Genomic DNA, 23,506 nt, shown 5'->3' with positions numbered 1-23,506 from the left:
TCATGGTCTGAGCAACGCCACTGCGGCGTCCGGGTCGGACGGCAGGTAGAAGTGGATGTAGGAAGCGGTCAGGCGGCCACGACGGAAAACGGCCTCGGCCACCGGTTTGTCGTTCGGACAGACGCCCCGGGCCAGCGGCGCTTCCGCGCTGTCCAGCAGCGAATGGTGGAAGGTGTGGCCGCGCAGGGTGCCTTCGGGCAGCGTCACGGCTTGCAGCGCCAGGGCCGCCAGGCGCTTCTGCATGCGCGCCTCGCCGGGCAGCAGGCCGAGCAGTTCGGCACGCTCGCCCGCCACCTCGGTCAGTGCGTCGAAGAGATAGAGCATGCCCCCGCACTCGGCCAGGATCGGCTTGCCGGCAGCGTGGTGCGCGCGGATCGCATGGGCCACAGCCCGGTTTTCCGCCAGCGCCCGCAGGTGCAGTTCCGGGTAACCGCCGGGCAGGTAGAGGCTGTCCACCTCGGGTAGCGCGTCATCGTGCAGCGGCGAGAAGAACACCAGTTCCGCACCCAGTTCACGCAGCAGGTCGAGGTTGGCCTGGTAGAGGAAGGCGAAGGCATTGTCCCGCGCCACGCCGATACGCACGCCGTCGAGGCGGCCTTGGGCAACGCGCGGTTCGGCCGCCGCGAAGCTCACCGGCGCCGGCAGCTCGGTACTGGCGCTGGCAGCCAGGGCATCGGCGGCGGCGTCCAGGCGGGCATCGAGGTCGGCCAGTTCATCGGCCTGCACCAGCCCCAGATGGCGGCTGGGCAGCTCCACCTCGGTGTCGCGCGGCAGCGCGCCGTACCAGCGAATCCACTCCGGCAGGCTGTCGCGCACCAGGTCGCGGTGACGCAGGCTGCCGATGCGATTGGCGAGCACGCCGGAGAATGGCAGGTCCGGTTGGTAGGTGGCCATGCCGACCGCCAGCGCGCCGAAGGTCTGGGCCATGGACTGGCCGTTGATCACCGCCATCACCGGCACGCCGAAGCGACGGGCGAGATCGGCAGCCGAGGGCGAACCGTCGAACAGCCCCATCACGCCCTCGATAAGGATCAGGTCAGCCTCTTCGGCGGCCTCCCAGAGCAGGCGCCGGCTCTCGGACTCGCCGACCATCCACAGGTCCAGCTGGTAGACCGGTGCGCCGCTGGCTCGGGACAGGATCATCGGGTCGAGGAAGTCCGGGCCGCACTTGAACACCCGCACCTTGCGCCCGAGGCGCGTATGCAGGCGCGCCAGGGCGGCGGTCACGGTGGTCTTGCCCTGGCCGGAAGCGGGAGCGGCGATCAGGAGTGCGGGGCACTGACGGGAGTCGGACATCAGGTGCGCTCCGGCACGACGGCAGCCATCAGAACTCCACCCCTTTCTGCGCCTTGATCCCGGCCTTGAAGGCATGCTTCACCAGGCCCATCTCGGTCACGGTATCGGCTGCCTCCACCATCGCCGGCAGCACGCCGCGCCCAGTGGCGACCACATGCTGCATCGGCGGACGGGCGGCGATGTCGGCGAGCACGGTATCCAGCTCCAGGTAACCGTGCTTGAGGGCGATGTTCACCTCGTCCAGCACCACCAGGCCGACCTGCGGATCGCCCAGCAACTGACGGGCAACCTCCCAGGCCTCGCGAGCCTTGTCGATATCGCGCTGGCGATCCTGGGTCTCCCAGGTGAAGCCCTCGCCCATCACGTGGTAGCTGACTTCCTCGGGGAAGCGCCGGAAGAAGGCCTCCTCGCCGGTGGTGGCCGCGCCCTTGATGAACTGCACCACGCCCACCTTCATGCCGTGGCCCAGCGCGCGGGCGACCATGCCGAAGGCCGAGCTGCTCTTGCCCTTGCCGTTGCCGCTGTGGACCAGGAACACACCGCGCTCGTCCTGGGCCTGGGAGATTTTCTCGTCGATCACGGTTTTCTTGCGCTGCATGCGCGAACGGTGGCGTTCGTCCTTTTCCGGGGATTCGCTCATTGGTCTCTCTCCTCTCAAAGGGCCTGGTAGCGCACGCCGAAGAGTACGGCGCGGCCGGGCTGCTCATAGCCCAGGGTGGTCTGGTAGTCGGCGTCGAACAGATTGCTCAGGCGCGCCTGCAGGCGCCACTCCGGGCTCAACGCATATTCGCCGCGCAGGTCCAGGGTGGCGAAGCCGCCCAGGCGATTGCGGTTGCCCAGGTCGTCATAGCGGCGACCCTCGGCGTGCAGGCTGGCGCCCAGGCTCAGCGCGTCGAAGCGCCGGTCGAGGTCCAGGTTGAACAGTTGCCGGGCGCGGCGTGGCAGGTCGTTGCCACGGCTGCCGCTGGCGCGGCTTTCCGGGTCGAGCAGGCTGGCGTTGGCGTTCCACACCCAGTCCCGCCACTGGCTGCCCAGTTGCAGTTCGATGCCGCGGATACGCGCCTGATCGATATTGTCCGGAGCCCGCAATGCCGAGTCGTAGGCGATCAGGTCGTCGACCACCGTGCGATACAGGTTCGCCGCCCAGTGCCCCCAGTCGTGGTGGCCGTCCACACCGAGCTCCACGCTGCGCGAGGTCTCCGCATCCAGGTCGGGATTGCCGTAGCCGGGGTAATAGAGTTCGTTGAAGGTTGGCGCCTTGAAGGCCTTGCCGTAGCTGGCGAAGGCACGCACGGCGTCGGTCAGCGCGTAGCCCCAGGCGAGGTTGCCGGTGTTGCGGCTACCGAACTGCTGGTTGTCGTCATGGCGCAGGCTCAGCTGCCAGTCATGGCGCCCCAAGCGGCCCAGGTACTGGGCGAAGGTGCCGCGATTATCGCGGGAGGTCACCGCATAGTCGGTGGAGCTGCTCAGCTCGTCCTGCTGCCAGTCGTAGCCCAGGGTCAGGGTATGGCCGGGAGCGAGTTCCAGGTCGTTCTGCCAGGACGCGGTGTCGCGGCGACTGTCGAAGCGCGAGTAGAAGGCGCCGTCCTGATAGGCATCGGACTTGTCCTCGCTGCGCCCGGCGGACAGGCTCACCTGCCAGGGCTCCAGCGGAGCGAAGCGCGCGCGGCCGCCGATGACCCGCTGCACACCATCGTTGTAGGCATCGAAGCCCTGGGTGCGACGGCTGTTCACCGTGTCGAAGTCGTTGTGCGAATCGCTCTGCAGCAGGCTGCCGTCCAGTTCCAGGCCGTTGTCGAAGCGGTAGCCCGCACGCAGGGAACCCGAGAGGTTGCGGTAGCCATCGCTGTCCGGCTCATGGCCGCTGGCGCCATTGGCCTTGGCGTCGATGCCGGCGGTATCCAGACTGGACACGCCCAGCGCGAACCAGCCGCGCCCGTTGCCGGCCGAGACCCCGGCACTGCCTTCATAGGTGCTCTGGCTGCCCGCGCCGGCGTAGGCCCAGGGCTTGAAACCCTGCTCCACAGCCTGGCGGGTGAATATCTGGATCACCCCGCCGATGGCTTCGGAGCCATACAGGCTGGAGCGCGGCCCGCGCACCACTTCGAGGCGTTCGACCAGTTCCACCGGCAGGTCCTGGAGCGATGCACCGCCGGAGGACACCGAACCGGCCTTGATGCCATCGATCAGCACCAGCACATGGTCGGATTCGCTGCCGCGCAGATAGAGGTTGGTGGCCTTGCCGGGCCCGCCGTTGCTGCTCAGGGAAATCCCCGGCAGGCGCCGCAGCAGATCCGGCACCGACTGCGCCTGGGCGCGTTCGATGTCCACGCGGTCCAGCACGCTGACCGAGGCGAGGCTCTGCCCGGCGCGTTGCTCGGTGCGCGTGGCGGTCACCAGTTGATCGTCGAGCGCCAGCGGCGCTTCGTCGGCCGCCTGGCCCAAACAGGAGAGGCCGCTCAGCGCCAGGGCTGTCGGCCAACAGAGAAAATGCTTCACGTGAACTCACTCCGCCGCTCTCACCCGCGCGGCTCTGACCCGAAAAGGCAGGCGGAGGACGGGAACGCCCCGGCAGCAGGCCGGAGCGATCGGCAGCGCCTCCCGCGATGCCATGGCGTGCAGCAGGCCGGTCTCCGGGCTTGCGAGGGGGGCCGTGACTGGCTCCTGAAACCGCGCCTTCCCATGCCAAGGGCACAGTGGCGAAATGCGGCTCGATGCTCGCTTACCGTTGCGGGGGCAGCGCCGGACTGGTCGGACCCTGGGGTTCGAATTCACCGGCTTCCCTGTTTCACCCCCGACTTGCGCCGGGGGCACCTGAAGCAGGCGCGCAGCTTAGAGGCTCGCGGCCTTGGGCGTCAATTGAACAGGCTGTCGCGGCCAGCGCCGACGCCCGCGCCAGAGCGGTTCAATCGATAAACACAAGTCAAGTGGAGGCACGGCAGAACTTCGCTAGAATGCGATGCATGACGACGACCGCACGGCCCGGCCAACTCCAGCTCGATCCTCACGCCAGCCCCCCGCTGATGCACGTCAGCGGCGACTGGACACTGGCGCATTTCAGCACCCTGGAATCCCAGGTCGCCGGCGTGCGCCACGGCGGCCAGCCCGCCGCGCTGGATTTCAGCGAGCTGGGCGCGCTCGATACCGCCGGCGCGGCGCTGCTGGCCGAGGTCATCGGCGGCACGCGCATGGACCAGCTCGAACAGATCACCCGCAACCTGCCCGCCGAGCGCCAGGCCCTCCTGCGCACCGTGGGCAGCGCCATCACCCAGTGCCGCCTGGACGAACGCAAGCCGCCCCCCGGCAACGCCGTCGTCGACGTACTCGAACGCATCGGCATCGCCACCCTGGCCTTCCGCGGCCATGTGATCGGCGGGCTGGGGTTCATCGGCCTGACCCTGCAGACCCTGGCGCGCACCCTGCTGCGCCCCCGCCGCTGGCGCCCCACCTCGCTCACCGCGCACATGGAGCAGACGGGCCTGGACGCCGTGCCCATCGTAGCCCTGCTCACCTTCATGGTCGGTGCGGTGGTGGCCTTCCTCGGCGCCACGGTGCTGAAGAAGTTCGGCGCGGCGATCTACACCGTCGACCTGGTCGGTTTCGCCTTCCTCCGCGAATTCGGCGTGCTGCTCACCGCCATCCTCCTGGCCGGCCGCACGGCCAGCGCCTTCACCGCACAGATCGGCTCGATGAAGGCCAACCAGGAGATCGATGCCATCCAGGCCCTGGGCATGGACCCGGTGGAGCTGCTGGTGCTGCCCCGGGTGCTCGCCCTGCTGCTGGTCCTGCCGATGCTGACCTTCCTGGCGATGATGTCCGGCATCTTCGGCGGCGGCGTGGTCTGCGCCCTGAGCCTGGATATCTCGCCACGCATGTTCCTCTACATGCTGCAGAACGACATCGCCGTGCAGCACTTCCTGGTGGGCATCGTCAAAGCCCCGGTATTCGCCTTCATCATCGCCGTGATCGGTTGCCTGGAAGGCTTCCGCGTCAGCGGCAGCGCGCAATCGGTGGGCGAGCACACCACCTCCGCCGTGGTCCAGTCGATCTTCGTGGTGATCCTGCTGGATGCGGTGTTCGCCCTGTTCTTCATGGAGATGGGCTGGTGAGCGAACCGATCATCATGGTCCGCGACCTGGCCAACCGCTTCGGCACCCACGCCGTGCACGAGCACCTGGACCTCGACGTGATGAAAGGCGAAATCCTCGGCGTGGTCGGTGGCTCCGGCACCGGCAAGTCCGTGCTGCTGCGCAGCATCATCGGCCTGCGCCAGCCCAGCGAAGGCAGCGTCCACGTGTTCGGCCAGAACCTGCCGGAGCTGCCGCCGTCACAGCGATCGAAGCTGGAACGGCGCTTCGGCGTGCTGTTCCAGAATGGCGCGCTGTTCTCCTCGCTGACCGTCAGCGAGAACATCTGCCTGCCGCTGATCGAGCACGCCGGGCTGTCCCGCAGCGATGCCGAGTTCATGGCCAAGGTGAAGATTTCCCTCGCCGGCCTGCCGCCGGATGCCGGCGCCAAGTACCCCGCCGAACTCTCCGGCGGCATGGTCAAGCGCGCCGCCCTGGCCCGCGCCCTGGCGCTGGACCCGGACATCCTGTTCCTCGACGAGCCCACCGCCGGCCTCGACCCCATCGGCGCCGCGGCCTTCGACCAACTCATCCTGACCCTGCGCGACGCCTTCGGCCTCACCGTGTTCCTGGTCACCCACGACCTGGACACCCTCTACACCATCTGCGACCGCGTCGCCGTGCTCTCGCAAAAGCGCGTACTGGTGGTAGGGCCACTGGATCAGGTCGCCGAAACCAACGACGCCTGGGTGCAGGACTACTTCCACGGCCCCCGCGGCCGTGCCGCGCTGCAGGCCACCGAACACCTGCGGGAGGAAAGCTGAATGGAAACCCGTGCCCATCACGTGCTGATCGGCCTGTTCACCCTGATCGTCTCGATCGGCGCGCTGCTGTTCGCGCTGTGGCTGGCGCAGTCGAGCAACGACCAGAAGTTCAAGTTCTACGATGTGATCTTCAACGAAGCGGTGACCGGCCTCTCCGAAGGCGGCACCGTGCAGTACAGCGGCATCCGCGTGGGAGACGTGGTGTCCCTGCGCCTGGATCCGAACGATCCGCGCAAGGTCCGCGCGCGCATCCGCGTCTACGACAGCACGCCGATCCGCGAAGACACCCGCGCCAAGCTGGCGCTCACCGGCGTCACCGGCCAGGCCATCATCCAGCTTTCCAGCGCCGCCCAGGACAGCCCGCCGCTGGTCAGCCAGGACGGCAGCATCCCGGTGATCAAGACCATCCCCTCGCCACTGGCCAAGCTCCTGGCCAATGGCGAAGACATCGCCACCAACGTCAACACCCTGCTCGCCAACGCCAGCCGGCTGTTCTCCCAGGAGAACGTCGACCACATCAGCCGCACCCTCGACCACATGGACCAGGCCACCAGCGTGATCGCCGAGCAGCGCGCCGATATCCGCCAGACCATCAAGGAAATGGCCGCCGCCAGCGAGCAGGCGCGCCTCACCCTGGCCAACGCCAGCGCACTGCTCGAACGCGCCAACCAGACCCTCGGCAGTCGCGGCCCGGCCATCCTCGACGATACCCAGAAGACCCTGGCCGCCCTGCGCGCCAGCAGCGAGCGGGTCGAGCAACTGCTCAACAACAACTACGACGCGGTGAACGGCGGCATGAGCGGACTGGGCGAAATCGGCCCGGCGGTGCGCGAACTGCGCTCCACCCTGGAGGACCTGCGCGGCGTCACCCGTCGCCTGCAGGAGAACCCCGCCGGCTACCTGCTCGGCCGCGAACGCAACAAGGAGTTCCAGCCATGACCGCCCTTCCCCGACTGCTTGGCGTCGCCGCCCTGCTCGGAATGCTCAGCGCCTGCTCGATCCTCCCGGAAGCGGAAACCCCGGACTTCTACCTGCTGCCGGCGGCCCAGCAACCGGCGCGCAGTAGCGCGGCGGTGAACTGGTCGCTGCGGGTCAGCGCCCCCAGCGCAAGCCTCGCGCTGGATAACAACCGCATCGCCGTGATCCCGCAAGGCAACCAGATCAGCAGTTACCAGGGCGCGCGCTGGAGCAACCGCGCCCCCGGCCTGCTGCGCGACCGCCTGCTCGACGCCTTCACCGCCAACGGCAGCATCCACGCCCTGAGCAGCGACGAAGCCAGCCTGCAGGCCGACCTCGACCTCACCGGCGAACTGCGCGCCTTCCAGAGCGAATACCAGGGCGGCAAGCCGGTCGTGCACATCCGCTACGAAGCGCGCCTGGTGCGCACCCTCGGCCAGCGCATCGTCGCCTCGCGCAGCTTCGAGGTCCGCCAGGCGGTGGACGGCAAACAGGTCGCGGAAGTGGTCAGCGCCTTCGGCAAGGCCAGCGACCAGCTCGCCGCACAGGTGGTGGAGTGGACGTTGCAGCAGGGGCAGGCGCAGAAGATCGGGCAGCCAGCCCAAGCCGACAACTGACCCGTGGCCTGAGCTGATTGACACCAGCGGGGCCGCCCGCGAGCCGTCCATTGCACAAGGGCACGGATTATCCGTAGGAACGAGCTTGCTCGCGAACGAGCGCTCCAGCGGGGACGCCAAAGCGCCCCCTGGCCAGCCTGCCGCTACTTGTGGCAGCGATACGGGCTCTCGCCCTCCAGTTCCTGGTCCGTTTCCACGTCGCGGATGGTCACGATGGCCTTGGGGTATACCGAGCAGAGGGAATTGCGCACGGTATAGATGCCGCTGCCATGGGCAAGGAACTTGCCGTTGCTCAGGGCCTTGCCCGACTCGTCGTGGGCACTGACTTCGTAGTTGCCGGTCATGGTGATGCAGCCACCCAGAGCCAGCAGGGACAGTACGGGGATCAGGTATTTCATGGCATCTCCTTGCTACGCGATGCGCCGACAGTGGCGCGCCCGTCGTTCCCTGACGGTTTCGCGAAAGCGGGCTGGTGATTCGAACGACCGCCTGCAGATGGCGGTGGGTGTTCGACCCGAACTCAGCGACGCAGTTCAGCCAGCGGCCCCACCAAACCCGTGAGATTGTCTGGGGGGCTCGCCGGAGGAAGATCGTCTCAGCGCTTGCCCATCGAGCGGCGGGAGCCGCGCGGATGCGGCGGACGGTATTCCGCCTTGTCGTGCGGCTTGCGGTGCTGATAGGCCGAATTCGCCTGCTTCTGCGCCGCCAGGGCGGCCTTGGCGAGTTCGGTCAGGGACAGAGTGGTGGATTCTTGAGCGTTTTCCGCGCTGTCGTCGCGGGGCGGCTGCTGAGAGGAAGTCATGGGTCGAGGGTTCTATGAGAGTCTGGAACGGCACACATGATAGCCGATCTCGCCCACCTGCGGCTCACGCCGGCACGTCGACAAGACGAGCGCCCGGCTGTCCGAGGGCCTCGTCGAAGCGCAGCAGGCGGCCGGCATTGCCCAACACCAGCAGGGTGCTGAGGTTGTGCAGGATCGCCGCGATCATCGCCCCGGCGGCGCCCAGCAGCCCGAAGGCGGCGGCCGCGACGATGGCCAGGGTCCAGCCCAGGCCGATCAGCACGTTGACCTGCAAGGTGCTGCGGCACTGGCGGCTCAGGCGTACGCAGGTGCCCAGACGGCGAAGATCGCTGCCGATCAGCACGACATCTGCCGAGGCCAGGGCGATATCCGCCCCACCGGCGCCCATCGCCACCCCGACCACGCCGGCCTTGAGCGCCAGCGAGTCGTTGATGCCGTCCCCCACCACCAGCGGCCGGAAGCCCTTGCGGATTTCCTCGTTGACCCGTGCCAGCTTGTCCTCCGGCAGCGCCTGGGCGACCACGCTGTCGATGCCAACCTCACGGGCCAGCGCATCGGCCACGCTCTGGCGGTCGCCGGTGAGCAGCAATTGGCGCCCGATTCCGAGTTCGCGCAAGTCCGTCACCGCGTGCGCCGCCTCGGGGCGCACGCTGTCGGCGAGCAGCAACCACGCAAGGAAACGTCCGTCCAGCGACAGCCCGGCGATGGGGCCATCGTGCTCCGGCACCGCCGGCGTCGAAATCCCCAGGCGGGCGAAGAGTTCCGGCCGGCCGAGGGCGGCTTCGCCCCGCTCGGTCCGGGCGACCACGCCGAGGCCTTGTCGTTCGTGGATGTCGGCGAGCGGATGATGCGCATCGTGGGGCGCCAACGAGGCCAGGGCGCGGCTGACCGGGTGGCTACTGGCGGCGCCCAGGCTGGCGGCCAGTCGCTCGATGTCGTCCCGGGCTTCGCCGGGCTCCGCGCGCACGGCCTGCAGGCGCAGCGCACCGTAGGTCAGGGTGCCGGTCTTGTCGATCACCAGGGAGGTCAGGTCGGCCAGCTCTTCGAGGAAGGCCGAGCTGCGAATCAGGATGCCGTGGCGCGCCGCGACGGCGATGCCGGCGATGGCGGTGGCCGGCGCCGACAGCACCAGCGCACAGGGACAGGCGGCGACCAGCACGGCCAGCATGGCCTGCGGGTCGTTGGTGATGAACCAGGTGACGGCGGCGATCAGCAGCACCAGCACCATGTAGCGCCCGGCATAGCGCTCCAGCAGGCGCGTGATGGGCGGCTTGGACTGTTCGGCGCGCTGCATCAGGGCGATGACCTTGCCGAGGGTGGAGGCATCGCCGGTGCGGGTCACTTCGATGCGCAGCAGGCCGTCGAGGTTGATGGCGCCGCCATAGACGTCCATGCCGACGCCTGCCTCCAGCGGCACCGACTCGCCGGTGATCGGTGCGGTATCCAGGCTGGCCTGGCCTTCCAGCACCCGGCCATCGGCAGGCACCCGATCCCCCGCGCGGACTTCCACCTGGTCGCCCGCCCGCAACTCGCCGTTGTCGACTTCACGCACGCTGCCATCGGCGGCAATCAGCCGGGCCTGGCTACGGGTCAGACGGCCCAGCGCCTCGATGGCCTCCTGCGAGCCGATCACGCTGCGCTCTTCCAGCACGTGCCCGAAGATCATGATGATCGGCAGCAGCGCGGCGGTCATCAGGTCGCCTGTGGCCCAGGCACCCAGCATGGCCAGGGCGATGAGCTGATCGGTGATGCCATGCAGGCTGGGATGCCGCAGGCTGTGCCAGCCCGAACGCAGCACCGGCACCGCCACCAGCAGCGATGCGACGCCCAGGAGCATCTGCGCCACACCTTCCTGCTGCGGGGCGAACCAGCGCCAGAGCAGGCCCAGCACCAGCAGGCCGAGGGCGATCATCGCCAGGCTGAGCTGGCGCGCGGCGCTACGCTGCTCGTCGCGGGTGAGCATTCCACCGGTGAGGTGGCCATGGGAGTGGCCGTGGTGCGCATGGCCGTGATGGTGGTGAACGCTCATACCGCGAAGGTGCCTGCTTTAGTTGATGGGTGGGAAGAGGGTTCCCGGCCGGGTGGCGTATTCGTTGGCTTCCGCTTCGGTCAGGACCCAGATCTGGTTGATCTGCTTGTCGATGCCGGGCTTGACGGCAACCACCTTGCCCTTGAGCAACGGCATCATTCCGTGCACGAGGAAGTGGTTGTCCTCGTCGCGAATGCGCACGGACGGCGCTACCGGGTAAGTGATGTTCTTGCGGTACAGTCCCAGGGTGAGGATCTGCTTGAGCAGGCTGGGCCTGGGGCGCTTCAGAGTGATCGACGGGAACTGCGCATAGTCGACGAAAGCCAGCATCATGCCCGGCGGCAGGACCCGGTCGGCCTGCGCCGGGAGGCTGCAGCCCAGTAGCAGCGCCAGCGCGCCCAGGCATTGCAGGGCCAGGCGTCGCAGCGAGCGTGGGGATTCATGGATGGAGTGAAGTCCGGCTGATGTCATTGGATGTCCCGCCCCTGGTGTTCCTGATTGTCGTTATCCGCCCGGACGAAGGTGCCGGGCTTGCACTGCGAGCGTAGCGGTTCGCCGCAAGACTGTCCGCACATTGATTCACAGCCTACGGCGATCAGCGCGCTCACGGCTGCGGCCCCTCCAGGATCAGGTGTCCGGAATCACGTGGGTCGACCGTGGTCACCGCCCCCGCGCGGGACAGGATGCCCGGCACGCGCTCGCGGTACAGGCGCAGCAGCAGCCCGGGGTCGGCATGTTTCTGCTGGGCCTGCGCAAGACTGGTGATGGTGGCGGTGTCCGCCTGGGAACGGGCCAGGCGCTCGCTGGCCTGGGCATGGGCGACCTGCAGCGTACGATCGGCGGCCTGGTTGGCCGCCTGGAGCTGGCGAGCGGCATCATTCTGCGCCGCGGCCACGCCCTGCTCCGCCTGCTGGCTGGCGGTCAGCACCGCGTTGAAGGCGCTCACCGCCTCGCGCGGCAACGAGGACTGCACGTCCACGCGCTCGACTTCGATACCCAGGCCATTGCCGGCCGACACCAGCGCGGCCAGGCTGCGATTGATGCCCTGCTGCAGGTCCCCGCGCAGCCGTTCGCGACGCTCGGCGACGCTGCTGTCGGCACCGATCAGCTCGGGGCGGGCGACCAGGATGGTGTCCAGATCACGGGATGCGCACACCGCCACCGCATTGCGCGCCACCAGCCGGTCCAGCGCCGGCAGCACGTGGTCGCCCTGGAGCACGAAGTCGTAGGGAGCGGTGACCTTGTAGAACACCCGCACATCCAGCTGCACCACACCGGCATCGCCGGTGAGCAGATAGCCGGAGCCCGCGGTGGCGTCGTTGGCCAGGCTGCCATCCAGATCGGATTTCTGCGCCAGCCCAGAGCGCAGCAGGGTTTCCACCCGGCGCTCGATCACCCGGTCGGCGGACGGCAGGATAACCACCTGCTCGAACGGACGCGGCCAGGCCAGCAGCAACCCGGCGTTCTGGATGCGCTCCAGTGCCCCCATGCGCAGGACCACGGCACGGCTTTCCGGGCCGATCTGGCGCACATTGGACAGCGCCCAGCCGAGCGCCGCCAGCAGGGTCACACCATAAAGAGCCAGGAATGCCAGGCGCCCGGCCTGCAGCCAGGGGCTCGTGCCCTCCTCCCGCCGGTCACTCATGGGCATTGCCCGGTTTGCCGGCGGGTTGTTGCGGCGGGCCATCCACCAGCACCCGGAACGGCGCCGCGTCGGTCCGCAGCACCAGGCGCGTGCCGGGGTTGACCAGGGTGCCGAGGGTGTCCAGCGAGCGCAGCATGTTGTACAGCTCGGGCGAGCCGCTATAGGCCTTGCCGTAGATGTCCGCGGCCTGCACCCGCGACTGGGCCTCGATATCGGCGGCCTTCACCGTGGCGTCGGCCTGCAGGATGCGCGCGTCACGCTCGGCGGCGGAGCGGATTTCCGCGGCCTTGCGCTTGCCTTCGGCGGTGCGCTGGGTGGCGATGGTCTCGCGCTCGGCGCGCATGCGGTCGACCGTGGCGCCGAGGGTGACCTTGGGCAGCGTCAGCCGCTCGATGCCCACCTGGACCACGCGCACGCCGTAGGTATCGAGCAACTGGCGCTCGATCTGTTCGCGCAGGCGCTGCTCGAAGTCGGCGATGCGCACCTTGCCGGCATCGGTGTTCACCAGATCGGACAGATCGAATCCGCTGGCGGTGGTTTCCAGCGCTGAGCCAACAAAGGTGCGAATCTGCCGGGCCGCCTCGTCAGGCTGGTTCTGCACCGCGCGCATGAAGCGCTGGATGCTGTCCGGATCGGGCTTCACCTGCCAGGCGACATAGGCCTGCACGATGATCCGCAGGCCATCGCGGGTGCCGACGTCCTGCAGGCCGCTGGAGGTGGTACGCAGCCGCAGGTCCACCGGCACGGCGGCCTCGAACGGAATCGGCAGGCGCCAGGCGAGTCCGGGTTCCAGCAATACCCGGTCGGGATTGCCGAAGCGGGTGATCACAGTCGCCTCGCCGGAACGCACCTGGACCAGGCAGGCGGTCGCGGCGGCGAACAGCACCAGCAAGCCTGCCAGGGCGGTACGACGCCAGGGGAAACGTGCCGGCCCCTCGTCATGGTGATGGCCATGATCATGGTCGTGTGCGTGGTCATGGTCGTGATGCGGGTGATCGCCGTGAACGTGGGTCGGACTCAAGGTGCGATCTCCTGGGGACGGTTGGCGGTCTTGCCGCGCTGCGGATCGACCGGCGCGCCGAAGCTGCGCAGATCGAGGGTCGGCGCCTGGTCCGCGCTCAGGCGGTGGTCGATGACCAGGCTGCGGGCGCCGGCCAGGCCCTGGCCCAGCTGGCTGAAATACTGTTCGAGGAGGAATGCCTGCCCGGCGCGCTGCCAGGCGGAACGCTCGGCGCCGAAGCGCAGATCGGCGGACTGGGCCTGGGCGAGGGTTTCCCGGGCATTGGCCGACGCCTTGTCGGTGGCGGCGCTGGCGGCCTGCCGTGCGGCATTGGTCTGCTCGGCGGCCTTGCCCTGTTCGCGGGCGATCAGTGCCTGGGCAGTAATCTGCGCCGCCTGTACGCCATGGTAGGCATTGGCCGCGCCGGCCGGCGGATGGATCGCCTCCACCACGGTGGCGAGGATTTCCACGCCGCTGTCCAGCCGGTCGAGATCGTCCTGCACGGCCTTGCCGATATCCCGCGCCAGCGCTTCGCGCTCCGCCCCCAGCACGCCGTCCAGGGTGCGGGCGGCGAAATCGTGGACCAGCACGCGATTGGCGGTGCTGCGAATCAGCTCCGATACGTCGGCGCTGTTATAGGTCGCCGCCAGCGCCGCCTTGTCGCTCAAGCCGATGCGGTAGACGAAGCGCACGTCCATGTTGACGATCTGGAAGCTCTGCTGGCCGCCCGCCTCGCTGGCGATCACCTGCGAGTTCTCGCTCACATGGGACGCATCCCACAAACGGTTGGCAGCCTCCGGGGCGGGTCCTTCGGCATCGACCAACAGGTCAGCCCGGGCAGAGTCGCCGGAGGTCGCCAGTTCGTGAATCACCCCGTTCTCCACCGACAGCACGCGGCCGAACGGCCACGGCAGCCCGAGGTGCAGCCCCGGCGGGTAGACTGCCACCGGCTTGCCGAAGCGCTCGTAGACGCCCCGCCCGTTCATGGCGACCTCGCTGACGCCGGTCAGCAACCAGCCCACCAGCAGCATCAACCCCAACACCGGCAGGAAGGCGCGGCGCATGAAGCCGAAGGCCCAGACCTGACGCAGGTCGATGCCGAAACGCTGTTGCAGTTCGCCCTGCAGGAACTGCAGCGGCCGTGGCGGCCAGCGCAGTTGCGCGGCAACCAGGCTTTCGCCGATCAACCGGGGCTCCTCGCGCGGGCGCTGCGGGCTGAAGATCGAGAGCAACGCGCGCAGGATCAGCTCCGCCGCCAGCAGCGCCGGCAGCAACCCCACCAGCACTACCCACCGGCTCGGCCAGACGCTCTCGCCATTGGAGAACAACAGGCCCGGCAAGGACAGCAGTTGCACGGCGATCACCGCGCGCGTCATCAGTGACAAGGCGTGCGCTTCGGGCCACTCCTCCTGACCGGCCGCGCCCAGGTGCCGCTCCACCACCAGCAGGCCGAACGCCGACAAGGTCAGCAACCCGGTGACCAGCCAACCCGCCTGGCCCAGCGAAACGGCCGGTGTCGCCAGGTTCCAGCCGGCCTTGACGATCAACAGGGCCACCAGGGCCAATCCCGCCAACCACAGGGCGCCAACGCCGATGCGTTGTGCCAGGCGCTGGCCTGCGCGGCTGATACGTTCGAGCAGACGGTCGTAGGCACTGAGCTGAGCGAGATCGACCGGCACTTCAGGCGCCGCCAACGACTCCGCGGTACCGATCGCCGAGGCGCGCCAGCGGGCCACGCGCAAGGCCGATTGGCTCACCGCCGCCAGCAACAGCAGCGCCGCAGCGTTGTTGCACAGCAGCGGCAGCCAGAGCGAGTCGGCGGTGAACAGGCCGATGAAGATCGCCATCAGGAAAAGCAGCGCGGCGAGGCCAGCCGAAAGCCAGGTGAGCAGCTTCAGGCGACGCGACTGGTACGCCGAGCGCTGGAAACGCGGCAACCCTTCCAGGCTGCGGTCCTCGATGTCCAGGTCGACTCTCATGGATGCTCCAACGGTTGAACGGATCGCCCACCTCTTTCGAGCGAGAGCGGCGCGCCGGCGAGCCTGAGCTTGGAAGATTAAGACTCTATGAAGCCGGCGATTATATTTCTGTAACCTTATAACAGAACATGTGAAGAGCTCGTGATGATGACACCTGCAGCAGCGCCGTATTAAGTCCATTGCCGCGCGGCCTCGGGAGCTCTATCGTGGCCTCCTCACCGTGCCAAACCGAGATCCCCCCATGAGTTCCCTGCGCGAATCGCTCACCCGCTTCCCTCGACTCGAACTGGCCGGCGGCCCGACGCCGCTGGAAAAACTGGAGCGGCTCTCCGCCCGCCTGGGGCGCGACATCCATGTGAAGCGCGACGACACCACGCCGTTCGCGCTGGGCGGCAACAAGGTACGCAAGCTTGAATTCCTCGCCGCGGATGCGCTGCGCGCCGGCGCCGACACCCTGGTGACGGCCGGGGCGATCCAGTCCAACCACGTGCGCCAGACGGCAGCGGTCGCTGCCAAGCTGGGCCTGCGCTGCGTGGCGCTGCTGGAGAATCCCATCGGCACTGGCGATCACAATTACCTGAGCAACGGCAATCGCCTGCTGCTCGACCTGTTCGGCACCGAGGTCGAACTCGTGCCCAACCTGGACAACGCCGACGAACTGCTGAAGCAGACCGGCGAGCGCCTGCTGCGTGAGGGCCGCAAACCCTACCTGGTGCCCATCGGCGGCTCCAACGCTCTCGGCGCACTGGGCTATGTTCGCGCTGGGCTGGAACTGGCCGAACAGATTCGCCACAGCGGCCAGCGTTTCGCCGCCGTGGTGCTGGCCTCCGGCAGCGCCGGCACCCACGCCGGATTGGCCGTGGCGCTGGCCGATGCCCTGCCGGAACTGCCGGTCATTGGGGTGACCGTCTCGCGCACCGACGCCGCGCAACGGCCGAAAGTGGAAGGACTGATCCAGCGCACGCTGGAGCTGCTCGGCCAGGACGCTGCCAAGGCGCCGCAGGTGGAACTCTGGGACGAGTACTTCGCCCCGCGCTATGGCGAACCCAACGCCGGCACGCTGGAGGCGGTACGCCTGCTGGCCAGCCACGAAGGGCTGCTGCTCGACCCGGTCTACACCGGCAAGGCCATGGCCGGCCTGCTCGATGGCGTCGCCCGTCAACGCTTCGCCAGCCAGGGCCCGCTACTCTTCCTGCACACCGGAGGCTCGCCGGCGCTGTTCGCCTACCATCCAGCGAGCTGAAGCAGACAAATCAGCCTAAGCATGTAATTTTTTATTATTTTATAGAATAACAGCAACAACCCTATAGTCGCCACGCGTTGACTAACCTGCTTAAAACACCAAAAACGGGGCTCACCATGACCTTCTCTGCACTGCGCCGTCACTTCCTGTTTGCCAGCCTGACCCTCACCCTTGGCGCCAGCCTGTTCGGCCAGGCCCAGGCCGCCGACGACCTGCTCGCCCAGCTCAAGTCCAAGGGCGAAGTCCGCGTCGGCCTCGAAGGCACCTACCCGCCCTTCAGCTTCCAGGACGAGAGCGGCAAGCTCGCCGGTTTCGAAGTGGACTTCTCCGACCTGATCGCCAAGGAACTGGGCGTCAAGGCCAAGCTCCAGCCGACCAAGTGGGACGGCATCCTCGCCGCCCTGGAATCCAAGCGCCTGGACCTGGTGATCAACCAGGTGACCATCTCCGAAGAGCGCAAGAAGAAGTACGACTTCTCCCAGCCCTACACCGTCTCCGGCATCCAGGCCCTGGTGCGCAAGGGTGACGAAAGCAAGTACGACACTCCCGAGAAACTCGCCGGGGTGAAAGTCGGTGTCGGCCTGGGCACCAACTACGAACAGTGGCTCAAGGAGCATGTCCCGCAGGCCGACGTTCGCACCTACGAGGACGACCCGACCAAGTTCCAGGACCTGCGCAGCGGTCGTATCGACGTGATCCTGGTGGACCGCCTGGCCGCCTTCGACATGGTCAACAAGACCAATGGCGCCATGGCCCTGACCGGCGCGCCCTTCGCCCGCCAGGAAGCCGGCATAGCCCTGCGCAAGGGCAACCCGGAGCTGCTGGCAGCGCTGAACAAGGCCATCGACAAGCTGCGTGCCGACGGCACCCTCAAGCAGCTGTCGGAGAAGTGGTTCAAGGCTGACGTGACCCAATGATCGACGCAAGCCTGCAGCTTGCGCTGGATTCCGCGCCCTTCCTGCTCAAGGGCGCGGTCTTCACAGTAGTCCTCAGCGTAGGCGGCATGTTCTTCGGACTGCTGCTGGGTTTCGGACTGGCGCTGATGCGCCTGTACGGATTCACCGCCCTGAGCTGGCTCGCCCGCATCTACGTGTCGTTCTTCCGCGGCACGCCATTGCTGGTCCAGCTCTTCATGATCTACTACGGCCTGCCGCAACTGGGCATCGAGCTCGACCCGCTGCCCGCGGCGCTGATCGGCTTCTCGCTGAACATGGCCGCGTATGTCTGCGAGATCCTGCGTGCCGCCATCGGCTCCATCGACCGGGGCCAATGGGAAGCCGCATCGAGCATCGGCATGACCCGCGCCCAGACCCTGCGCCGCGTCGTCCTCCCGCAGGCCGCGCGCACTGCGCTGCCGCCGCTGGGCAACAGCTTCATCTCGCTGGTCAAGGACACCGCGCTGGCCGCCACCATCCAGGTGCCCGAGCTGTTCCGCCAGGCCCAACTCATCACCGCGCGCACCTTCGAGGTCTTCACCATGTACCTCGCCGCCGCGCTGCTGTACTGGGTGCTCGCCAGCATCCTGTCGCACCTGCAGAACCGCCTGGAAGAGCGGGTCAACCGTCATGACCAGGAGCACGAGGCATGATCGAAGTACGCAAGCTGACCAAGCAGTTCCGCGGCCAGGAGGTGCTCAAGGGCATCGACCTGACCGTCGAGGCCGGCGAAGTGGTTGCGATCATCGGCCCCAGCGGCTCCGGCAAGACCACCCTGCTGCGCTGCCTGAACCTGCTGGAAGTCCCCAGCGGCGGCACCATCCAGGTGGGCGAGATCCGCATCGACGCCTCGCGCCCGCTGAGCGGCCAGCAGGGATTGATCCGCAAGCTGCGCCAGCACGTGGGCTTCGTGTTCCAGAACTTCAACCTGTTCCCCCATCGCACCGCGCTGGAGAACGTGATCGAAGGTCCGGTGATCGTGAAGAAGGAGCCCCGCGCCCAGGCCGAGCAACGCGCCCGTGCGCTGCTCGCCAAGGTTGGCCTGGCCGGCAAGGAAGACGCCTATCCCAAGCGCCTTTCCGGCGGCCAGCAGCAGCGCGTGGCCATCGCCCGGGCGCTGGCAATGCAGCCGGACGTGATCCTGTTCGACGAACCGACTTCGGCGCTCGACCCGGAACTAGTCGGCGAGGTGCTCTCGACCATCCGCGGCCTGGCGCAGGAAAAACGCACCATGGTCATCGTCACCCACGAGATGAGCTTCGCCCGCGACGTGGCCAACCGGGCGATCTTCATCGACAAGGGCGTGATCGTCGAACAGGGCGACGCCAAGGCCCTCTTCGCCAATCCGCGGGAAGAGCGCACACGGCAATTCCTCAGCAAGTTCCTCACCCAGGGCGCATCCTGAACCGCCGCCAACAAATCGACAAAATCGATTATTTTGCTCGGATATTTGCGCTTTTATATCGATCACTTGCGAGAGAACATAGCCCCATGAACCGCACGAGCCGGTGATTCCGCCGGCCGTGCCCATGAGGACTTCGCCATGATCGAACGCAGACCCTTCCAGCAACTCGGCGGTGCCAACCACGGCTGGCTCAATGCCAAGCACCACTTCTCCTTCGCCGAGTATTACGACCCCGAGCGTATGGACTGGGGCAACCTCCGCGTCTGGAACGATGACGAAATCGCCGCCGGCACCGGCTTCCCGCCGCACCCGCACCGCGAGATGGAAATCATCACCTACGTCCGCCAGGGCGCGATCACCCACCAGGACAGCCTGGGCAACAAGGGCCGCACCGAGGCCGGCGACGTCCAGGTCATGAGCGCCGGGACCGGCATCGTGCACTCCGAGTACAACCTCGAGAAGGACGTGACCAGGATCTTCCAGATCTGGATCATCCCCTCGGTACGCGGCGGCACGCCGTCCTGGGGCGCCAAACCCTTCCCGAAGGGCGACCGCGCCGGGCGCTTCGTCACCCTGGCCAGCGGCTATGAGAACGACGCCGACGCCCTGCGCATCCGCGCCGAAGGCCGCCTGGTCGCCGCCACCCTCAAGGCCGGCCAGAGCGCCGAGTACGGGTTGGGCGCAGACCGCCGCGCCTACCTGGTGCCGGCAACCGGCAAGGTGGAAGTGAATGGCGTGCTGCTGGAAGCCCGCGACGGTGCCGCAATCGCCGATGAGGCGGTGGTGAAGGTGACAGCCCTGGAAGACAGTGAGGTCATCCTGGTGGACATCGCCTGACAGCATGCAATGGAAACGAAAAAGGCACGCCGATTGGCGTGCCTTTTTCGTCATGCAAATGAATCAGATGCCCAAAGCACTCACTGCAGCGGCAACCAGAATCCCAACGATAACGCCCGCGACAATCTCGATGCGAGTGTGCCCCATGCGCTCCCGTAGCGGCTGATGATCCGCCCCAGCTACAGCCAGCCGATTGATTGCCGCAGCATGTTTTCCAACCTGCCGACGTAGGCTATTGGCATCAAGCATTACGATAAAAGCCAAGGTCAAGGCGATGCCGAATGCCGGCTGATCCATGCCGTGCTTGAAAGCAATCAGGGCAGCCATGCTACTGACAATCGCACTGTGATTGCTCGGCAGGCCGCCATAGCCAATCAAGCCGAACGCGGGCTTTCCAGCCTTGATGCTATTGATGGCGAACTTGCTGCAACCAGCGACCAGCCATGCCAGGAACGGCGTCAGCAAATACGAATAAGTACTCATACCGGCATTCCCGGCCAGAGTGCCCACATGCACAGCCCCCCCCATACGACCACCGTCAGCAGCAGTTGCCAATCTGCCAGTAGTGCATCGGTAGGCGACTCACCACCGTCCAGCGTCTCAACCACGTACCAGTAACGGAACAGACCGAACAGCACCAGGGGAACGGTGATAACAAGGTCCGGCTTCGCTGACATTACGAACATGCTGTAGAAAAGCAGCGCGCCCGTAGCGGAGATTCCCGCATAGCGATCGACCAGAGCAAGCGAATACTTGCCTAACACTTCGCGAGCGCCAGCACCGCTTTTACTCAACTCCTGCCGGCGCTTCACCGCCGCCAGATAGAGCGCCAGGCAGAGCGTCGTCACGAACATCCAGGAGGAAACTGGAACACTCAGGGCCACGGCACCGGCATAGACCCGCAGGACGAAGCCGATGGCGATGGTGAAGATATCGACTACGGGCTGATGTTTCAGGACGAAAGTGTAGGCAAGGTTCAACAGCATATAGGCCAGGATCACACTGATGACCTTGGGCAACAGGAATCCCCCCACGGCGAGGACACAATACAGACCAACCAGCAACGTCAATGCTGCGGGGACAGAAACTGCTCCGCTGGCAAGAGGTCGCGACTTCGATTTGAGCGGATGCAACCGATCACGCTCGATATCACGCCAGTCGTTGATGATGTATGTCGCAGATGATGCAACACAGAACAGCAGCGTCGCCTGAAACGCATGACTAATGGCGTAGAAGTTGAGAAACTCCCCGGAAAAGACCAAGGGTGCAAGGACGAATCCGTTCTTCACCCACTGCCTGGGGCGCAACAATTTGATCAGGCCTCGCGCCTGCCCCACACCACTCTTCCCCACCAGTGATTCCTGCATGTACTTTTCCTGATTATTCTCTTTAGAAGAATCTTGATGAAACTGGCACTTATCTACGCAATTCTTGCATTAATCGCTACCGCAGCAAACATAGGGTCACAGGACCTGGTCGTCAGAAATTACTCCGGCCCCTACTCGATCACTCTTTCGATCTTTGTCGGGACGGGCGTCGGCCTGCTGCTCAAATACGTTCTTGACAAGCGCTATATCTTTCGCTTCAAGGCTCGAGATGTGGCCCATGACGGACAGACCTTCTTCCTTTACACCGTCATGGGCCTAGCCACGACAGTCATCTTCTGGGGCTTCGAGTTCGCCTTCCAGCACATATTCCAGTCCGACGGCATGCGCTATCTCGGCGGAGTGATCGGTCTGGCGATCGGCTATGTGACCAAGTATCACCTGGACAAGCGCTACGTATTTCGCATGGAGGCCGCATGAGGCGCGTCAACGCCTGGGGCCGGCTCGAAGCGCCGCTCCATGAGGTCATCCCACTTTCCAACCCCGAACGTGTCGCGCAGACTCTTGTAGGCAGCAGGCTGCCCGGCCTGGCCCATGGCATGGGACGCAGCTACGGGGACAGCTGTCTCAACGCCGATGGCACCCTGTGGCTGACTCAGGCAATGGATCACCTGATCCAGTTCGATGAGCGCTCCGGGAGACTGACGTGCGAGGCAGGAGTCCTACTCAGGGACATTCAGCGCCTGGCGGTGCGGCGCGGCTGGATACTGCCTGTCACACCGGGCACCCAACTGGTCACCGTGGGCGGAGCTATCGCCAATGACGTGCACGGCAAGAACCATCACATCCTCGGTTCTTTTGGCGACCACGTGCAGCGCGTCCGCCTCGTACGCACCGACGGCACAACTCTCGACTGCGGGCCACAATCGGAACGGGGTTGGTTCCGAGCTACCGTAGGCGGCCTTGGGCTGACGGGAGTGATAGTCGAAGCCGAGCTGCAATTGCGCCGGGTAGCCAGTCCCTGGCTGGATACCGAAACTATTCCCTATGGAAACCTGAACGAGTTTTTCGCCCTTGCCGACAGCTCGGAGGCAGGTTGGGAACAGACTGTGTCGTGGATCGATTGCCTATCGAAAGGCGGTAGCCGCGGCATCTTCATGCGTGCCAATCCGGCCGCCAGCGGACCGCGAGACGAGCCACGCGGGCGCAAGCTAGGCATGCCTTTCGTCCCGCCGGTATCGCTGGTCAACGGCCTGTCGCTGCGCCCCTTCAACACTGCCTACTACCGTCTCAACCAGCGCAAGGCCGGCAAGGGAGTTGCGCACTACGAACCGTTCTCCTACCCACTCGACAACATTCGCGACTGGAACCGCATGTACGGTCCGCGCGGCTTCTATCAATACCAGAGCGTTGTTCCACGGGCAGTTGGCCAGGAAGCGGTGCAGGCCATGCTGGATGCCATCGCGGAATCAGGAGAAGGATCATTCCTTGCGGTGATCAAGACATTCGGCGAGCGACAATCGCTGGGAATGCTGAGTTTCCCGCAGCCCGGAGTCACTCTTGCGCTCGACTTCCCCAATCGAGGCGCCCGCACCCTGCGCTTGCTGGACAGGCTCGATGCGATAGTCCGCGAGGCGCATGGGCGCCTTTACCCAGCCAAGGATGCACGCATGCCGCGCGATCTATTCGAGTCCGGCTATCCGCTGCTGAATGAGTTTTTGTCCTACCGCGACCCCGGCATCAGCTCGGGGCTGTCCCGCCGCCTGCTAGGAAGCTGAAGTGAACAGGAAACGTATCATCATCGTCGGAGCAACCTCCTCCATCGCCGAACACTGTGCGCGCCTCTGGGCCCAGGGCCAGGAGGTCGACATGACCCTGGTGGGCCGCGACCTGCAGCGCCTGCAGCGCATCGCTACGGACCTGAACGTCCGCAGCCCGAACAGCGAAATACACTGCTCGACTGCCGACTTCGTCGATCCTCAATCCATTCAGCGGCAAGTCGATGAATGGCTGGCCGCCGGCCCCGCTGACATCGCCCTGATTGCCCATGGCTCCCTTCCGGAGCAGATCGCCTGCCAAGGCAATCTGAAAGAGGCTCATCAGGCGCTGGAAATCAATGGTCTTTCCCCCGTGCTGTTCGCCGAAGCCTTCGCCGCCCACATGGAGCGCAACAACTACGGCACCCTGATCATCCTCGGCTCGGTAGCCGGTGATCGCGGGCGCAAGTCCAACTATGTGTATGGCGCGGCCAAGGGCCTGGTTACCCGGTACACGGAAGGGTTGCAACATCGCCTTGCTGGCAGCGACGTCAAGGTGATGCTGGTAAAGCCGGGCCCTACCGATACGCCAATGACTGCACACCTGAAGAGTGAAGGTGCTCGCCTTGCGTCGGTGGAAGACGTTGCCAACGATATTGTCCAGGCCGCGGGCAAGGGGGTTGCAACGCTCTACACCCCTCGCAAATGGCAATTGATCATGTGGATTATCCGACACATGCCTGCGGTGATCTTCAACAAACTCAACATCTGACCCTGATCGCGCCCGC

Annotated in this window: 24 protein-coding genes and 1 riboswitch; of the genes, 12 read left to right on the top strand and 12 right to left on the bottom strand. The window is 66.2% G+C overall.

The features are described 5' to 3' along the window. From ACAW63_RS12325 to btuB, 3 genes are read right to left on the bottom strand one after another with little or no spacing between them, the layout of a single operon-like run. A complete protein-coding gene (locus ACAW63_RS12325; RefSeq protein ID WP_371233987.1) occupies positions 1 to 1,296 on the bottom strand; it encodes a cobyrinate a,c-diamide synthase in 1,296 nt (431 codons plus the stop codon). A 28-nt stretch (positions 1,297 to 1,324) separates the two neighbouring features. Beyond that, positions 1,325 to 1,936 carry a cob(I)yrinic acid a,c-diamide adenosyltransferase gene (cobO, locus tag ACAW63_RS12320; RefSeq protein WP_371233985.1) on the bottom strand — a complete coding sequence of 204 codons (612 nt, stop codon included), beginning with the start codon at positions 1,934 to 1,936 and terminating at the stop codon, positions 1,325 to 1,327. 14 nt (positions 1,937 to 1,950) lie between these two features. Further along, positions 1,951 to 3,795 (bottom strand): TonB-dependent vitamin B12 receptor, encoded by a 1,845-nt coding sequence (gene btuB / locus ACAW63_RS12315; protein ID WP_371233983.1) that lies wholly within the window; start codon positions 3,793 to 3,795, stop codon positions 1,951 to 1,953. Between the two features lie 107 nt (positions 3,796 to 3,902). Further along, a riboswitch (cobalamin riboswitch) is annotated at positions 3,903 to 4,129 on the bottom strand. 130 nt (positions 4,130 to 4,259) lie between these two features. Here btuB and ACAW63_RS12310 point away from each other — a divergent pair. From ACAW63_RS12310 to ACAW63_RS12295, 4 genes are read left to right on the top strand one after another with little or no spacing between them, the layout of a single operon-like run. After that, the gene (locus tag ACAW63_RS12310) at positions 4,260 to 5,405 is read left to right on the top strand and encodes an ABC transporter permease (RefSeq protein ID WP_371233981.1); all 1,146 of its coding nucleotides are present in this window, start codon (positions 4,260 to 4,262) and stop codon (positions 5,403 to 5,405) included. A gap of 14 nt (positions 5,406 to 5,419) precedes the next feature. Then, entirely contained in the window at positions 5,420 to 6,187 is a 768-nt protein-coding gene (locus tag ACAW63_RS12305) for an ABC transporter ATP-binding protein (protein ID WP_371234652.1), read from the top strand. Continuing rightward, positions 6,188 to 7,126 carry an MlaD family protein gene (locus ACAW63_RS12300; protein ID WP_371233979.1) on the top strand — a complete coding sequence of 313 codons (939 nt, stop codon included), beginning with the start codon at positions 6,188 to 6,190 and terminating at the stop codon, positions 7,124 to 7,126. It begins immediately after the preceding gene. Then, positions 7,123 to 7,761, top strand: coding sequence for an ABC-type transport auxiliary lipoprotein family protein (locus ACAW63_RS12295; RefSeq protein WP_371233977.1), 639 nt, complete (start codon positions 7,123 to 7,125; stop codon positions 7,759 to 7,761). Before ACAW63_RS12300 ends, ACAW63_RS12295 begins: the two co-directional genes overlap by 4 nt. A 143-nt stretch (positions 7,762 to 7,904) precedes the next feature. Here the strand turns inward: ACAW63_RS12295 and ACAW63_RS12290 are convergent, their stop codons facing one another. The 7 genes from ACAW63_RS12290 to hflK (ACAW63_RS12260) form a co-directional block, all read right to left on the bottom strand. Further along, positions 7,905 to 8,159, bottom strand: a complete 255-nt coding sequence (locus tag ACAW63_RS12290; protein ID WP_371233975.1) for a hypothetical protein — start codon at positions 8,157 to 8,159, stop codon at positions 7,905 to 7,907. Between the two features lie 197 nt (positions 8,160 to 8,356). Beyond that, on the bottom strand, positions 8,357 to 8,563 hold the full coding sequence (locus ACAW63_RS12285) for a hypothetical protein (protein ID WP_275610733.1): 207 nt from the start codon (positions 8,561 to 8,563) through the stop codon (positions 8,357 to 8,359). Positions 8,564 to 8,627: 64 nt separating this feature from the next. After that, positions 8,628 to 10,592 carry a cation-translocating P-type ATPase gene (locus ACAW63_RS12280; RefSeq protein ID WP_371233973.1) on the bottom strand — a complete coding sequence of 655 codons (1,965 nt, stop codon included), beginning with the start codon at positions 10,590 to 10,592 and terminating at the stop codon, positions 8,628 to 8,630. 18 nt (positions 10,593 to 10,610) lie between these two features. Further along, the gene (locus ACAW63_RS12275; RefSeq protein ID WP_371233971.1) at positions 10,611 to 11,063 is read right to left on the bottom strand and encodes a hypothetical protein; all 453 of its coding nucleotides are present in this window, start codon (positions 11,061 to 11,063) and stop codon (positions 10,611 to 10,613) included. Positions 11,064 to 11,196: 133 nt separating this feature from the next. After that, positions 11,197 to 12,237 carry a protease modulator HflK gene (hflK, locus tag ACAW63_RS12270; protein ID WP_371233969.1) on the bottom strand — a complete coding sequence of 347 codons (1,041 nt, stop codon included), beginning with the start codon at positions 12,235 to 12,237 and terminating at the stop codon, positions 11,197 to 11,199. After that, positions 12,230 to 13,258, bottom strand: a complete 1,029-nt coding sequence (gene hflC, locus ACAW63_RS12265; protein ID WP_371233968.1) for a protease modulator HflC — start codon at positions 13,256 to 13,258, stop codon at positions 12,230 to 12,232. The genes hflK (ACAW63_RS12270) and hflC overlap by 8 nt, the downstream gene beginning before the upstream one ends. Beyond that, a complete protein-coding gene (hflK, locus tag ACAW63_RS12260) occupies positions 13,255 to 15,216 on the bottom strand; it encodes a protease modulator HflK (RefSeq protein ID WP_371233966.1) in 1,962 nt (653 codons plus the stop codon). The genes hflC and hflK (ACAW63_RS12260) overlap by 4 nt, the downstream gene beginning before the upstream one ends. Positions 15,217 to 15,457: 241 nt before the next feature. On the opposite strand from hflK (ACAW63_RS12260), the gene ACAW63_RS12255 reads away from it, so the two are divergent. The 5 genes from ACAW63_RS12255 to ACAW63_RS12235 all read left to right on the top strand — a co-directional run bounded on the left by ACAW63_RS12255 (position 15,458) and on the right by ACAW63_RS12235 (position 19,636). Beyond that, on the top strand, positions 15,458 to 16,459 hold the full coding sequence (locus ACAW63_RS12255; protein ID WP_371233965.1) for a D-cysteine desulfhydrase: 1,002 nt from the start codon (positions 15,458 to 15,460) through the stop codon (positions 16,457 to 16,459). A 116-nt stretch (positions 16,460 to 16,575) separates the two neighbouring features. Next, positions 16,576 to 17,376 carry a cystine ABC transporter substrate-binding protein gene (gene tcyJ, locus ACAW63_RS12250; protein ID WP_371233964.1) on the top strand — a complete coding sequence of 267 codons (801 nt, stop codon included), beginning with the start codon at positions 16,576 to 16,578 and terminating at the stop codon, positions 17,374 to 17,376. Further along, positions 17,373 to 18,047, top strand: coding sequence for a cystine ABC transporter permease (gene tcyL, locus ACAW63_RS12245; protein WP_370600969.1), 675 nt, complete (start codon positions 17,373 to 17,375; stop codon positions 18,045 to 18,047). The genes tcyJ and tcyL overlap by 4 nt, the downstream gene beginning before the upstream one ends. Beyond that, positions 18,044 to 18,799, top strand: coding sequence for an L-cystine ABC transporter ATP-binding protein TcyN (tcyN, locus tag ACAW63_RS12240; RefSeq protein ID WP_371233962.1), 756 nt, complete (start codon positions 18,044 to 18,046; stop codon positions 18,797 to 18,799). The genes tcyL and tcyN overlap by 4 nt, the downstream gene beginning before the upstream one ends. A gap of 138 nt (positions 18,800 to 18,937) precedes the next feature. Further along, positions 18,938 to 19,636 carry a pirin family protein gene (locus ACAW63_RS12235; RefSeq protein ID WP_371233961.1) on the top strand — a complete coding sequence of 233 codons (699 nt, stop codon included), beginning with the start codon at positions 18,938 to 18,940 and terminating at the stop codon, positions 19,634 to 19,636. 63 nt (positions 19,637 to 19,699) lie between these two features. On the opposite strand, the gene ACAW63_RS12230 is transcribed toward ACAW63_RS12235, so the two are convergent. After that, positions 19,700 to 20,119 carry a divergent PAP2 family protein gene (locus ACAW63_RS12230; protein WP_371233959.1) on the bottom strand — a complete coding sequence of 140 codons (420 nt, stop codon included), beginning with the start codon at positions 20,117 to 20,119 and terminating at the stop codon, positions 19,700 to 19,702. Continuing rightward, entirely contained in the window at positions 20,116 to 21,003 is an 888-nt protein-coding gene (locus ACAW63_RS12225) for a decaprenyl-phosphate phosphoribosyltransferase (RefSeq protein WP_371233958.1), read from the bottom strand. The genes ACAW63_RS12230 and ACAW63_RS12225 overlap by 4 nt, the downstream gene beginning before the upstream one ends. Before the next feature lie 36 nt (positions 21,004 to 21,039). Between ACAW63_RS12225 and ACAW63_RS12220 the strand changes: the two genes are divergently transcribed. Genes ACAW63_RS12220 through ACAW63_RS12210 form a run of 3 tightly spaced genes read left to right on the top strand, consistent with a single transcriptional unit; the run spans position 21,040 to position 23,490 of the window. Further along, positions 21,040 to 21,441: a GtrA family protein gene (locus ACAW63_RS12220; protein ID WP_371233957.1), complete on the top strand. Its 402-nt coding sequence runs from the start codon at positions 21,040 to 21,042 to the stop codon at positions 21,439 to 21,441. Next, positions 21,438 to 22,739: an FAD-dependent oxidoreductase gene (locus tag ACAW63_RS12215; protein ID WP_371233955.1), complete on the top strand. Its 1,302-nt coding sequence runs from the start codon at positions 21,438 to 21,440 to the stop codon at positions 22,737 to 22,739. The genes ACAW63_RS12220 and ACAW63_RS12215 overlap by 4 nt, the downstream gene beginning before the upstream one ends. Before the next feature lies 1 nt (position 22,740). After that, positions 22,741 to 23,490 carry an SDR family NAD(P)-dependent oxidoreductase gene (locus ACAW63_RS12210; protein WP_371233953.1) on the top strand — a complete coding sequence of 250 codons (750 nt, stop codon included), beginning with the start codon at positions 22,741 to 22,743 and terminating at the stop codon, positions 23,488 to 23,490. Positions 23,491 to 23,506 lie beyond the last annotated feature (16 nt).

Source organism: Pseudomonas sp. QE6, from assembly GCF_041379005.1.
Taxonomy (GTDB): domain Bacteria; phylum Pseudomonadota; class Gammaproteobacteria; order Pseudomonadales; family Pseudomonadaceae; genus Pseudomonas.
This window is presented reverse-complemented; position numbering and strand designations above follow the sequence as displayed.